At 31.8% G+C, this 14,420-nt stretch carries 12 protein-coding genes; 5 read left to right on the top strand and 7 right to left on the bottom strand.

Annotated elements, in window-relative coordinates; translation table 11 throughout:
- Positions 1-65 precede the first annotated feature (65 nt).
- From GC105_RS08065 to GC105_RS08045, 5 genes are all read right to left on the bottom strand, one after another.
- Positions 66-1,814: an NADH-dependent [FeFe] hydrogenase, group A6 gene (locus GC105_RS08065; RefSeq protein WP_152803505.1), complete on the bottom strand. Its 1,749-nt coding sequence runs from the start codon at positions 1,812-1,814 to the stop codon at positions 66-68.
- Positions 1,811-3,070, bottom strand: coding sequence for a complex I 51 kDa subunit family protein (locus tag GC105_RS08060; protein ID WP_152803503.1), 1,260 nt, complete (start codon positions 3,068-3,070; stop codon positions 1,811-1,813). The genes GC105_RS08065 and GC105_RS08060 overlap by 4 nt, the downstream gene beginning before the upstream one ends.
- Entirely contained in the window at positions 3,067-3,588 is a 522-nt protein-coding gene (locus GC105_RS08055; RefSeq protein ID WP_152803501.1) for an NADH-quinone oxidoreductase subunit NuoE family protein, read from the bottom strand. Before GC105_RS08055 ends, GC105_RS08060 begins: the two co-directional genes overlap by 4 nt.
- A gap of 645 nt (positions 3,589-4,233) precedes the next feature.
- On the bottom strand, positions 4,234-6,792 hold the full coding sequence (locus GC105_RS08050) for a PEP/pyruvate-binding domain-containing protein (protein ID WP_152803499.1): 2,559 nt from the start codon (positions 6,790-6,792) through the stop codon (positions 4,234-4,236).
- A 135-nt stretch (positions 6,793-6,927) separates the two neighbouring features.
- Positions 6,928-7,515 (bottom strand): HD domain-containing protein, encoded by a 588-nt coding sequence (locus tag GC105_RS08045; RefSeq protein WP_152803497.1) that lies wholly within the window; start codon positions 7,513-7,515, stop codon positions 6,928-6,930.
- A 404-nt stretch (positions 7,516-7,919) separates the two neighbouring features.
- Here GC105_RS08045 and GC105_RS08040 point away from each other — a divergent pair, with 404 nt between their 5' ends.
- Entirely contained in the window at positions 7,920-9,128 is a 1,209-nt protein-coding gene (locus tag GC105_RS08040) for an EAL and HDOD domain-containing protein (protein ID WP_152803495.1), read from the top strand.
- 58 nt (positions 9,129-9,186) lie between these two features.
- On the opposite strand, the gene GC105_RS08035 is transcribed toward GC105_RS08040, so the two are convergent.
- Positions 9,187-10,110: a LysR family transcriptional regulator gene (locus GC105_RS08035; protein WP_152803493.1), complete on the bottom strand. Its 924-nt coding sequence runs from the start codon at positions 10,108-10,110 to the stop codon at positions 9,187-9,189.
- Positions 10,111-10,300: 190 nt separating this feature from the next.
- Here GC105_RS08035 and GC105_RS08030 point away from each other — a divergent pair, with 190 nt between their 5' ends.
- The 4 genes from GC105_RS08030 to GC105_RS08015 all read left to right on the top strand — a co-directional run bounded on the left by GC105_RS08030 (position 10,301) and on the right by GC105_RS08015 (position 13,325).
- Positions 10,301-10,549, top strand: coding sequence for a Sec-independent protein translocase subunit TatA/TatB (locus GC105_RS08030; RefSeq protein WP_152803491.1), 249 nt, complete (start codon positions 10,301-10,303; stop codon positions 10,547-10,549).
- Between the two features lie 24 nt (positions 10,550-10,573).
- Positions 10,574-10,738 (top strand): twin-arginine translocase TatA/TatE family subunit, encoded by a 165-nt coding sequence (tatA, locus tag GC105_RS08025; RefSeq protein WP_343029987.1) that lies wholly within the window; start codon positions 10,574-10,576, stop codon positions 10,736-10,738.
- A 39-nt stretch (positions 10,739-10,777) separates the two neighbouring features.
- Positions 10,778-11,560, top strand: coding sequence for a twin-arginine translocase subunit TatC (gene tatC / locus GC105_RS08020; RefSeq protein ID WP_152803489.1), 783 nt, complete (start codon positions 10,778-10,780; stop codon positions 11,558-11,560).
- 61 nt (positions 11,561-11,621) lie between these two features.
- A complete protein-coding gene (locus GC105_RS08015; protein ID WP_152803487.1) occupies positions 11,622-13,325 on the top strand; it encodes an FAD-dependent oxidoreductase in 1,704 nt (567 codons plus the stop codon).
- Positions 13,326-13,536: 211 nt separating this feature from the next.
- Here GC105_RS08015 and larE read toward each other — a convergent pair whose 3' ends face one another.
- Positions 13,537-14,361 carry an ATP-dependent sacrificial sulfur transferase LarE gene (gene larE, locus GC105_RS08010; RefSeq protein ID WP_152803486.1) on the bottom strand — a complete coding sequence of 275 codons (825 nt, stop codon included), beginning with the start codon at positions 14,359-14,361 and terminating at the stop codon, positions 13,537-13,539.
- Positions 14,362-14,420: the final 59 nt, after the last annotated feature.

The following is a 14,420-nucleotide window of genomic DNA, read 5'->3' as shown; positions in this document are numbered from 1 at the left end:
AAACTCAAAACTCTTATTTGTAATTAATTATTAGAAATAAGAGTTTTGTATTTTTTATATCTAAATTACTTTAACAATTCTTCAAAATTATATTTCATATCTCTTGAGTGGTAATGAGTGTGCAAAAGTTCGTGGGATTTCTCACCTAATGGTTCTCCTAAATATCTTTCGTATAACTCAGTAATACTTGGATTTTTATGAGATTTTCTAAGTGGTAAATCCTCGTCTATCTTATATATAGACTCTATACGCTTAGCTTTTACATCCATTGTTGACTGGATTGGCTGACCTCCACCACCTATGCATCCTCCTGGACATGCCATTACCTCTATAAAGGCATAGGGAGACTCACCTCTTTCAATTTGCTTTAATAATAATTTTGCATTTCCAAGACCGTGAACAACAGCGACCTTAACCTCAAGTCCGTTAATGTCTATAGAAGACTCTTTAAAACCATCTAACCCTCGTACATCACTGAATTTTAGTGTTGGAAGTCCTTTTCCTGTAAGAACTTCATAAACAGTTCTCAATGCTGCTTCCATAACACCTCCTGTAGCTCCAAATATCGCACCTGCTCCTGTTCCAATACCAAATGGATTGTCAAACTGATCCTCTTCTAAACCGTCAAATTCAATGCCTGCAGATTGTATCATTCGTGCAAGCTCTCTAGTTGTAAGTACTACATCTACTTCTTTCACGCCATTAGTAACCATTTCTGGCCTTTGTGCCTCATATTTTTTTGCTGTGCAAGGCATAATAGATACTGTAAAAACATCCTTTGGCTTAATATCATTTATTTCCGCATAATACGATTTAGAAAGAGCTCCAAACATCTGTTGTGGCGATTTGCATGATGAAAGATTATCTAGTAAATGGTCATATCTCCCTTCAATAAAGTTAATCCATCCAGGTGAACAAGAAGTGATCATTGGCAGTACTCCATCATTAGTAATCCTATCTATCAGCTCACTTCCTTCTTCCATAATCGTTAAATCTGCTGTAAAGTTAGTATCAAAAATTTTACTAAAGCCTAATCTTCTTAATGCTGCTACCATTTTACCAGTAATAATAGAACCTTTTTCTAGATTAAAAGCATCACCTAAAGCGACTCTAACAGCAGGAGCAACTTGAACGATGACATGCTTATTTTTGTCGTATATTGCATCCCACACTTTAGATGTATCGTCTTTTTCTACAATAGCACCTACAGGGCAAACAGCAGCACATTGACCACAAAATACGCAAAATGTCTGTTCTAAAGGCATTTCATATGCAGGTGTTATATTATAATGTATCGATCTATGAGAATGTGTAAGCACGTGAACTTCCTGTCCCTTTTGACATGCATCCACACATCTATTGCATTTAATACATTTAGCTGAATCTCTAACTAAACTAGGATTAGTATTATCCATTGGTAATGCGTCAACAGAATCTTCTAAGTTTGTCTTCGATATATTAAATCTTTGGCATAATGCTTGTAATTCACAATTACCATTCCTAAGACATTTTAGACAGTCTTGATCATGATTAGCGAGTATGAGCTCCAGAACACCTTTTTGCATATCTCTAACTTTTTTTGTATTTGTCTCTACTTCCATTCCTTCAAATACATAAGAAGAACATGCAGGGGTAAGCTTTCTGCTTCCAGCAACTTCAACAACGCACAGTCTGCAATTTGCTTTGATAGCTTGATCTGGATGGTAACAAAGATGTGGTATACTAATATTTGCTTTTCTAGCTGCCTCTAATATAGTAGTACCTTCTGGAACAATCAAATTTATATTATCTACCTTTATCTTAATATTTTTCATTTGCCAACCGCCTCCAATCTTTTAAATTCATCAGGAAAAATCTTAATAGCGGATAACAAAACATTTTGTGCCGTTTCACCTAGACCACAGAAAGAACAGTTCTTCATAATGTTAGCAAAACGTTCAGCTGTATCAAGATCGTTCACACCTGAAGTTCCTTGGACAAATCTATCTATAATTTTAGCTATTTGCCTGTTTCCTTCACGACAAGGAGTACATTTTCCACAGCTTTCATGTATAAAAAAATCTTGGATGGATTTTACAAAGTCAATAACTCTAGTTCTATCGTCAACTACTAGTATTCCACCAGATCCTACTATAAGACCTACTTTTTCCAAATCTTCATATGTATAAGGTGTATCTAGAATAGAATCAGAACCAATTGTGCCAGAAGCACCGCCAAGTTGACATAGCTTTAACTTATTGTTATCAACAACGCCTCCACCAATATCATAAATTATCTCTCTTAAAGTAATACCAAAAGGTATTTCATAAGTACCTGGTTTATTTACATTACCAGCAAGGCTAATGATTTTTGTACCTGGTGACAACTTAGTACCATACTTTATATAATCATCTGTTCCATTTTGAATAAAAGCCGTAACAGCAGCTAAAGTTTCTACATTGTTTACAAGTGTAGGAAGTTGAAAAAGTCCACATTCTTTAATATAGGGAGGTTTAATTCTAGGTCTACCACTTTTACCTTCAATAGATTCAATAAGAGTTGATCCTTCTCCACACACATAAGCACCAGCACCAGAATGAAGGTGAATATGAAAACTAAAATTTGTTCCGAGTATATTTTTACCGAGAAACCCTTTTTCCATAGTTTCTTTAATAGCATTTTTAATTAATGACTTAAGATGTCTGTATTCTTCTCGTAAATAGATGTAGCCATTTTGAGCTCCAACGGTATAACCTGCAATAATCATACCTTCAATGAGACGAAATGGATCTTTTGACAGTATACTTCTATCCTTAAATGTACATGGTTCGCCTTCATCAGCATTACAAATTACTACCTTATTATCTCCTTGTACAGCTGCAGCTTGACCCCACTTTCTTCCTGTATCATATGCTGCACCACCTCTTCCCTTAATAGTGGCAGATTTTGCTATGTTTATAATTTCTCCAGATGATAGAGTCGTTATTGCCTTTCTAACAGCCGTAAAACCATTAATATTAAGATAAGAATCTATAGAATTCGGGTCATACTTATCAAAATTTTCAGTAATAAAACTAACTGTTTTTGTCATACCATCACACTCCCCTCATTATACTTATCGAGGACAGCCTTAACACTTTCCGAGGTAGTTAAGTGACCATATACCTTACCATTAATTCTCATAGCAGGTGAAATGTCACATGCTCCAAAACAGGGAGTACTTTCTATCCAATACTTCCCATCAGATGTAGATTCATTTTCTTTTATTCCTAATAATGTAGTTATAGTGTCCTGAAGAAACGAATTACCTGTTACTTTGCAGACTACACTATCACATAGTTGTATTACGTAGTCTGCTCTCGGTATGTCACATAGGGCACCATAAAATGAGATAACATCGTAAACCTTACTAAGTGGAATATTCATTTTTTCACTTACATAGGTCGCCACCTCTCGAGGGATATACTGCTTGGGGATGATATCCTGAATATCTAGTAGGATACCGACTAATCTAGTCGAGTTACTTCCAAAATTATTAATAATTGTATCAATTTTGCAAGCCAAATCTTTTGTCAATACTTCAAAGCTTTTTGTTTTAGTACTATTCATTTTTAAATCTCCTTCCAGCCCTTGAATTTCTACTTTAATTCATTTTTAGGCATATATTTATAACACCAAAAACACCTTCAGTAAACGTTTACATGGATGATTAAAGTTATCGTGATATAGATTAAGCCACTGTAAAAGTCAATAGATGTTATTTGAGTATTATCCTAAGAGTTATGTGCTATTAAAAATGAGAGAGTTTATGTGAACTAGTAGAAAAGCATAGCATTTTAAAATACTATATTCTACATTGAAGATAAGTACAAATGAAAGATAATAATATTAAACCAAAACACCTCCAGTAACGTAGTAAGATTTTATTAATATATGTTAATAATGTAACCATATTATAATTATATAACTCTGATATAGATTTATCAAGTACTGCTTATACATTATTAGTAATTCTCTAAAAAAGTTGCACTTCAGATCGTATCAACTCAATCTAAAGTGCAACTTTTTTACATGACTATAAGATTATCCTAATGATTTTTATTGTAGTTTAAATAGACTTAAATTAACATTTGTATGTTAAGATTTCAACGGTAAGACATCAACCTTCTACAGTTACGTAACTATTATCATATAATTTAGCCACTCTATTCGAAAATATAAATCAATACATGTTAAATGTTTATCTTAAATTTTCTACTTGCATATTACTCTTTGCGAAACGATATCGGAGTATATCTCTAACCCATCTATCTTTGCGATATGAATAACTCCGTCAATAGATTCATTAGGACTAATAATGTGTTCAAGATGATTTTCTGTATTTGTTAAATACTCAGGATTATAAATAACATTTTCATATCCATCAAAAATTGCAGCGTAGAAGATATCCGATTCCACTAAATCCTGAAAGAAGTGACTTCCAAATGAGAGTTCAGGCATGAGACCACCGAGATTATATGCCACCTCACAAATAATAGACATATTACATAATTCAGCAAAACTTACAGGTACGCCAAGTGAAGGAGTTGTAGTTCCCCATCTTCCAGGTCCTATTAACATAACTTGTGAATCTTTTAAAGCTGAATTTATAGCGCCAATGTGTCTTGCGACAGTGTATTTTTCTGATTGTGGTAACTCTATATAGGATTTTGAATCGACAATAACTGCATAATCGATGGGTAATCGAACATTCCCTCCCATAAAATTACCAGTAAAATTAAACAAACAATCTGATGGATCTAATAATTCCGGCATTTCTACAGCATTACCAAGCCCTTTAGTCTGCAATGGCCTGCACTGAACTAGGTTAATTTTATAATCACCATCTTGTGTAAAGTTGGCTGTAAACTCAATATCAACAGGATAATCGTATTTCTCTGAAAGTACTGATAACATTGCTTTCATATCTGAGGGAAATTCACTATTACTTAATAGTTCTTTAAATCCAAGTATATATGCATTTCTATTTTTAATACCTAATTCTTTCATTCGTTTTATAGTTTTATAATCTTTCTTTACAAACATTTCTTTATTAGTACCAATATCTAATTCCATTATATCTTCTAGTGCTCGATCTGTTAGCACATTATCTTTCAAACATAATACGTCTACCCTGCTTTGAGAAAACTTTGCTTCATCATCATAATAAACTAAAGGAGTTTGTTCTGGATTATCAAGAGATACAAGTCTTGGGTAATCGCCCATTATTCTATCAACTGCACGTGTTCCCATGCCAAAAACTAATCTTAACATTCCTGCTTCTACATCCATACTTTTATCCCACACATAGATATTAGAAGAGTTACCTACCCCTGCGATATGAGGGAAAAAATAGTCACCATGATAATCTCCAGAAACTCGCTGTACGAGAAGTGCCATTTGCTCATCACGATCAAATAAACCACGCTTTAAACGGTATGCCAGAGCATCATCACTCAATGTACTTGCATAAACTATCCTTACAGCCTTTGCAAATTCCTCATATCTTTGTTGAGGAGTTCCTTGATTTACACAAAAAACACTTTCATATTTTCCAGCAAATGCATTTCCAAAATTATCCTCTAGGAGCGAGCTAGATCTTACAATTATAGGAGACTGTCCAAAGTACTCTAACATCTGTTGGAATTTTTCTCGAATAATTTCAGGAAACTTACCATTAAGGATTTTTTGTCTCATTTCACTTGCATATTTAAAATAACCTGACATTTTTTTTTGTTTTGTACGTAGTTTCCATAAGCGATTTTGAACTATATAAGTATAAAATATATCAGATCCTAAATAAAAAGAATCGTGTTGTTCAAGAATTTTGGTAAACCTATCTCCTCCATCTGTTTCAAGAACTTTTCTAGCTAATAACATACCTACCGACTTTCCTCCAATAAATCCTGTACCGATTTGTCTCGCATGTATATTGATCAAGTCAGATAAAGTAAAATACTTGTTTGAGAGAGTTGTAATACGACGTCCTCTGCCAATTAATAAACTTATTAGTAGATTTTTTGCTTCCTCTTGCTCTTTTATAGAAAGAAATAAAGTATCTCTTGCATCGTCAAATATTCTATCCCAATAATCTTTTCTTTCTTCTTGTATGCTAGTATTCACAAATAAAGCTGCTAAATCTGAACTTGAAGTAACTGCACTAAATTCTCCATTTTTAGATCTATGTGGAATAAACATAGTTGGCGAATATCTTTCCCATACTTTTAATGGATGTACATAATACTCATTTTTAATTTGATACAAATCCAGCAATACTTGAGTAGTTTCACGTATTCTAGCAATAGTTGAATAAGTATGAGTATTTCTCATAATTGCAAAATATGCTACCGTATTTAATTCATAAAGATAAGGGCATGTAATTTTAAAAAAATTCCCAATCATAAGATCTGAATGCCAATACCTCAAAAGTTCACTAAGACAATCAAATACATAAAAAGTTTCTAAGCCTTCTTCTGTAATAATATCGTGTACCTTTGTACCAAATGATTCAAATCCTTCATCAGCATTTAAGTCGTATACCCTTATTCCATATGTATCATCAATCAAAGATATATGGCAGCCAAAGCGCATATATACAATTTTTCTCTTATCCAGTCTTGCTTGCTTAATATAATGATTAACAAAGTGTCTATAGTTATCAACTGAATCCACTTGCCATACTACATTGTCACCTAGCCTTAGCATATCTATAGTCTTATCAAAACCATTAATTCCTGTACTTACTCTATCGTATAACACGCAACTTTTTTCCATTGTATTCCTCCATATACCTCTACTTAGTTTTTTCAAAAGCAGAAATAAAACACTCTAACAAATTTGTTGCTATTCAACCTGTATTATCCAGTATTTTATACTTAATATAAATATATTTAGTTGACTTATAATAAGTTATTTTTCTAAAAGTCCCTTTGCATAAGCGTCTTCTATCATAAATTTAATGTAATCCCATATTTGATCAGATGATTTTTTAACTGGAGCAATTCTATTATAAACCTGTGACCTCGTTACTTTATACTTTTTCCAAGTACCACCATCACTATGGTAATTATTTAACATAGGCTGTAATCGATCCATAGATGCTGCAAACAAAGATTCTGGAGTATTCATCTCTTCAAATTCATCCCATAAGGCTCTTAATTCCTTTCGCTTATCATCTTGTAACATTCCATATATCTTATCAGCAGCCGCTATCTCTCTGTCTCTCTTACCCAAGTTACCTTCTTTATCATAACAAAAAGTATCACCTGCATATATTTCTACTAAATCGTGAATCAGCACCATTTTTATTACTTTACCTATATCTATTTTATCATTTGCATATTCACATAAAATCATAGCCATAACAGCTATATGCCAAGAGTGTTCTGCATCATCTTCACGTCTATTTTCTCCAATAATTTTTGTTTGTCTTAAAATAGATTTCATTTTATCTATCTCAACTATAAATTCTATATCTTTTAAAATCCTATTATTCATTATGATCACTCCCGTTATATTTATATCCTTTTGACCTATTTTTCAAAGGTTTTATTCATTCTGATAATACTGCAATCTTTTAAGATATTCTTAAATATCTATAGACACATGCTTTAGTTTCATTATAAATAAATATACCCTACATAGCAAATAAATTAATATTCTATTCATAATGGTTTACTTTAACCAACTTTAAAATAGAAACTTTTTCCATATTGTGTTGAATTAATAATACGTTTTGGTATAATGATTAATAAGTAAAAAGAATATAAGAATTATAGGATTTATATTTAATGAAATTAAACTGTACATCTTTTTTTATCTTATATAGTAACCTGTTACAACTTAACTAATTGACTATAATATATTTTTATTTGTTTAACAGACAAAAGTGAGGGAAAATTATGGAGATTTATGTAGCACGTCAACCTATTTTCGATCGTAAATTGAGTATCTTTGGTTACGAATTACTTTATCGTAGGAGTTTGAATAATTTTTATGAAGGAAATGATCCTGATCAGTCAACTGCTGAATTAATAAATAATTCTTTTTTATCTATGGAGTTAAATACACTTACTGGTGGAACAAGAGCATTTATTAATTTTACAGAAGACACACTATATAATGAAATACCTCTTCTATTACCAAAAGAGTCCATTGTTGTAGAAATTTTAGAGTCTGTAAAAGTTACGGAAAGAATAATAGAAGTCTGCAAGAAACTAAAACAACTTGGGTATTTATTAGCACTTGATGACTTCGTATTTCATGAAAGACTTCTACCATTAATTGAAATTGCAGATATAGTAAAAATTGAATTTACTTCTATCTCCTTTAAAAAGCAGCGCCAAATAATAAAACAGTATAAGCATAACACGAAGTTTCTAGCAGAAAAAATTGAAACTAGAGAAGAATACCACTTGGCTTTAGATATGGGATTTGATTATTTTCAGGGATATTTTTTTTGTAAACCTGTTATTATTGTTGGTAATAAAATAGGAGGACTCAATAATAATCTCATTAAAATTCTAATAGAATTAAATAAAGAAGATCCTATTTTTAAAAATGTTTCTGAAATTATTAAAAGAGATATAAGCCTATCTTATAAACTTTTAAAATTAGCTAATACCCAATTTTATCTATCACGAAATAAAATAACTAGTGTTGAACAAGGTATAGTTAGATTAGGTATTAATGAAATTAAAAAATTGATCTACTTGTTAATGCTTAGAGAAGTAGAAACTATTGAGAATGAAGAATTAATAAAAACTTGTTTACTAAGAGGTAAATTTTTAGAGCTACTGGCAAATGAAATAGATTTAAAGAATAAGTCTCTTGATTTTTTTATGGTAGGGATGTTTTCATCAATTGATGTTTTGTTAAATCGTAAAATGGAAAGTATTTTAGATGAACTTCCCTTAAATGGTGATATAAGAGAAGCACTCATGGGTAACTGTGACAATTATATTAGAAAATCTCTAAATCTACTCTTAAATTACGAGATGTCCGATTGGCATAATGTAGATAAAGCTATTATACATTTCCCAATTCCTCACGAAAGACTTCTTGAACTATATATTGTTACATTAAGATGGGTATTAGAATTAGATTACTAATCCTATTGTAATATCCAATCTAACTTTTTTATTAAATAATTTATGTTGATACGCCCACCTATATGTTATTAAAATAATTTTCATGAGAACCATTCGAAACAAGTTTATTAGAAAATCTTTTTTCTATATAGTTCTTGAAGTCAACTTCAGCAGTAGAAATATTCCTACCTTTGGGAATTCCCAGTACGATATGTCCTGATAAGTCTTCTTCAATATTTATGACTTTTAGATCCTTTAAATCTACTCCATTAAGAAGATTTTTCCATATTATAGATACTCCTACATTATCCCTTACTAAAGATAATATGGTATTTGAATTAGTATAACCTGACATGATTTTTGGAGCAGATCTCAAATAAGGTAAAAGGAAATCTGTTAAGCCTGTAATTTTGTCTAATAAAATTAACGTCTCAAATTTAATCTTAGATAATGATATCTTATCGAATTTAGATAATTCACTTTTGCTAGATACTATAAACACCAAACGATCCTTAATTAAAGGTATTTCTAAAAACTCTTCTTTATTTAAAAGTCTCTCTCCAATAAACACTAAATTAAGTTCTCCATTTTCCATTAATTTTACTAAATCTTGGACATTTGGCAACTCAATAATATTAATATTGTAGTTTAAGTGTTCACTCATAAAACACGATATTTCATCACATATTTTGTATTCGCTCATTATTGGCATAGTTCCTATATTTATTGTATTTGATGATTTAGAGGAAACTTCTTCTAACTTATTTACTAGTATATTATGTCTTTTCATAATATCTAAAGCAAATTTTTTGAATATAATACCTTCTTCAGTTAACTCGCATCCCTTCATTGTACGCTCAATCAACTTGTAATTAAGCTCCTTTTCTAATGCTTTAATTTGTTTAGATAAAGATGATTGTGACAAATGTAACTCATTAGCTGTTTCAGTAAAATACTTATATTTTGTCAATGCTAAAAAATATCTTAGTTGATTAAAGTCCATTGAGACCTCCTTATATCACGAAATTCTTAATTAGAATAGGTAGTTTCTTATTATGAATTGCGTTTATTTGTCGAATTATCTATATTATTAGTATAGTTATTTACTTAACAAGATGCAAGTAAATAACTAAATATACTTAATATAACAATTTCTAATGAATTTACAATCTAATTTCGAAAGGAGAGATTATATGTCAAAAATTGGAACGACAGAGTTATTAGTTATTCTTGCATTAGCACTAATCATTTTTGGTCCATCTAGGCTTCCTACACTTGGAAGAATGGCAGGAAAAACAATAGGTCAATTAAAAGGATATGTTAGTCAAATGACTGAAGACCTAACTGAAGTAGAAGAAGACCTTAAAACATCTACAGCAAAACCAAAAAAAGAAGAATCGAAAGATAAAGGCAAAGACAAGGATGAGATTTTTGAAGTCTAGAAAATAAATGAAAGGAGTGATAGTGTGGGAAAATTGGGAACAACAGAAATACTTGTTATTTTATCAATAGCATTGTTAATTTTTGGACCTTCTAAGTTACCAGAGCTTGGCAAGTCGATAGGTAAGACAATCAAAAATTTTAAAAAAGGTATAAATGACATCGAAGAAATTAATGAAGAAAATGCTTAATTTCAAGTAAAATCTTAGTACACAATTGGAGGATCATCTGTGAGCACAGTGCAAAATAGGCGTAGACGAAAAAAAAATACAGATTTAGATAAGATGTCATTAATTGAACATTTAACTGATTTACGTAAATGTCTCATAATAGTTATCATTTGTTTCTTTATAGCTTCACTTATAAGTTTTAATTTTGTTCAATTCTTTATAGATCAATTAATAAGTCTAGCCGTAGGTTATAATTTTGTATACATCTCTCCTTCTGAGCTTATTATGCAATATATTAAAGTAGCGTTACTAGTAGCAATTGTAGCAACCTCACCTATAATACTCTATCAGATATGGAAATTTGTATGCCCTGGATTAAAGACACGTGAAAAAGTTACAATGTTTTTTGCATTTTTAAGTGGATTTGTTTTTTTCTGTATTGGATTAGCATTTTCATTTTTTATTGTAATTCCTATTATGCTACAATTCTTTCTCACCATAGATACAACCCATGTAATTGAACCTATGATCACTATTGCTAACTATATTAGTTTTATTTCATCAAATTTAATAATTTTTGGAGCTATTTTTGAAATGCCAATTATCACCATAGTTTTAACTCAATTAGGCTTGTTAAAACCTCAATGGTTAGTAAAAAGTCGTGCAATTGTAGCTGTTGTTATATTTGTTATTGGAGCAATTATTACTCCTCCAGATGTCGTATCTCAAATTTTGGTTGCAATACCTATGCTCATTTTATACGAATTAAGCGTTGTGGTTTGTAAACTACTAGAACATAGAAAGCGCAAGAGAAAAAAGAAATTAGACTTAGATGATGATTAAAAATAATGACATACACATATGTTTTAAACATATTGGTATATATACTAAATTGGAGGTAACTATGAAAAAAGAAAAAGATATAATCGAAGAAGAAAAAAGAGGAATATCTAGAAGAGATTTTATTAAGGGTGCTGCAGCAGGTGCTGTAGGTATTGCCACTATGGGTATCTTAGGTGCTTGCTCAAGTGATGATGGTGGAGATGCAGGTACAGGTGCTACAGAAAACCCTGATGGTACTGGTTCAGCAATCCCGTCGTATTCTGTTAATGGAGAAAAACCATCTTGGTTTACTGCTCCAGCTGCTATTCCAGATAGTGAGATAATTGATACTATCGACACAGAAGTTTTAGTTATTGGTGCAGGTTATGCAGGTGTTGCTACAGCATGCTCAGCTGCTGAAAGAGGTGCAAAAGTTGTTGTTGTAGAAAAATCAGGCAATTGGAATGGCCGTGGTGGTGGTTCAGGTGTAGCTGACTCTAAATTCATGCGTGAACAAGGTTTGACTATTGATAAAGCAAAAGCACAAGCAGAATGGGTTCGTACTTGCGGAAGTCGTGTTGATGAATCTTTAGTATCCTTATTCTTTAATCGTTCTGGAGACGCTATGGATTGGCTAATAGATAAAGCAGTTGCAGAAAATTGCTTCATAATGATATGGGGTGGATACTCTAGAAGCGAACAATTACCTGATGAACCAGGTTATCATATGATTTTTGGTGGAGATAATATTAAAGAAGGTGAATTTGCTAGTGTAGCATTACTTTATAACGATTCCTTGAAAGCTGGCGCTGAGTATGTATTCAACGCACCTGCAGAACAATTAGTAAAAGAAGGCGATAAAGTTGTTGGCGCAGTAGTTAAAACAGCAGATGGATACGTAAGATACAACGCATCTAAAGGTGTTGTAATTGCAACAGGAGATATTGCAGCAGACGGAGAAATGGTTAGTTATTATGCACCTATAGCATTAAAAGCAGTCGAATCTCAATATACACCTGTAGGTGTAAATACTGGCGATGGACATAAGATGGGATTGTGGGCAGGCGCTGCTATGCAAGAAGGACCTTTTCCAACTATGATTCATCCTCAAGCCTATGCTTGGTTCCACGGACCATTTATGTTTGTTAATAACGATGGGCAAAGATTCTTTAATGAAGCAACTTGGGTACAAGCTAAATCTCTTAATATAATGAATCAAAAATCTGGTAATGTTGCTTACTCAGTCTTTGATTCTAACTGGTCACAAGATTTACTTAAAGGGCTTCCACAGGGTGGCGGTATGTTCTGGGATAGTTTCCGAGGCGTTGGCGCAGAATTTGATGTAGAAGCACAACAAAAAACTATAGATGAATACATCGAACAAGGGCTTGCTTTTAAAGCAGATACAATTGAAGCGCTTGCTGATCAAATTGGCGTTAATAAAGATAATTTCCTCGCAGAGGTTAAACATTATAATAAAATGTGTGAGGAAGGTACAGATAAGGACTTCTATAAACCAGAAGTATTTATGACTCCTATAAAAAAAGGTCCTTTCTACGCAACAAAAGTTGGTCCAGCACTACTTAATATTGTCGGTGGTCTTGAAATCAATGACGATTTACAATGCCTTAATGAAAATAAAGAGCCAATTGAAGGTCTATACGCTGTAGGAAATTCTTCTGGTAGTGTATATGCGGTTGATTATCCAATAAATATACCAGGAAATTCACATGGACGTTGTTTAACTTGGGGATATGTATTAGGCGAAAAATTGACTCAATCATAAAATTTCAGTCTAAATATTGTTTTACATAATCCATTAGTTATATATCTAAATTTCAGATCGTCAAGAAAGCGTCTTCGACGAGTTTCAAGTAAGATATGAAAATTTGGATTTTAGAAGCTATCCAACTTAAAACAAAACCACAGAGAAACTCACTTCACTAGTTTCTCTGTGGTTTTTATTTGATTAACTACATTAAATTACAACCTTAATATTAAATATTTTTTTCTTCCATTGATAAAACCTCATTCATACTTCCAGTTCTATAGCCAATAATATCAAGAGTCACATATTTAAAACCTATTTTTTTGAATTCATTCCCTATCTTATCCATAATATCTAAATCAAAAAAACCTGATCTTTCATCTGGATCTACCTCTATTCTTGCAATTTCATCGTGGTGTCGAACTCTTAATTGTTTAAATCCCATATCTAATAGCAATTGTTCTGCTTTATCTACCATAGATAACTTTTCAATAGTTATTTCTTTTCCATAAGGAAACCTAGATGAAAGACATGCAAATGCCGGCTTATTCCATGTTGGCACATCTAACATTTTTGAAAGTGTTCTAATATCATTTTTTGTTAATTGAGCAATTTTTAGTGGACTAATTACGCCTTGTTCCTTTGCAGCCTTTATCCCTGGTCTAAAGTCTCCATCATCATCTAAATTCGATCCATCAAATACGTATTTAACACCATACTTATCGGCTTCTGCTTTTACTTTTGAAAAGAGTTCGGTTTTACAGAAATAACAACGATTCACAGGATTCTTAGAAAACCCTTCTATATCTAATTCCTCGGATACTATACTTATATGTTTTGCACCTAATTGTTCTATATATTCTTTTGCTTCATTATATTCTCTTTCAGGGTAAGTTGATGATTTTGCTGTAACTGCAATAATATTTTCTCCAAGCAAGTCATAGGCAACTTTTAGTAAAAAGGTACTATCTACTCCACCTGAATATGCAATAGCTCCACTCCCAGCTTTCTTTAGTACTTCCTTTAATGTATCAAACTTTTCTTGTAATTCCATAAGTAGCCTCCCTATATATATTCTTTAAACTTTATTATAACATGAAAGATATTTGACTG

The sequence above is a fragment of the Alkalibaculum sporogenes genome (genome assembly GCF_009362815.1).
GTDB classification, from domain to species: Bacteria; Bacillota; Clostridia; order Eubacteriales; family Alkalibacteraceae; genus Alkalibaculum_A; species Alkalibaculum_A sporogenes.
The sequence above is the reverse complement of the archived record's forward strand: the minus strand, read 5'-3'. Positions and strand labels throughout refer to the sequence as shown.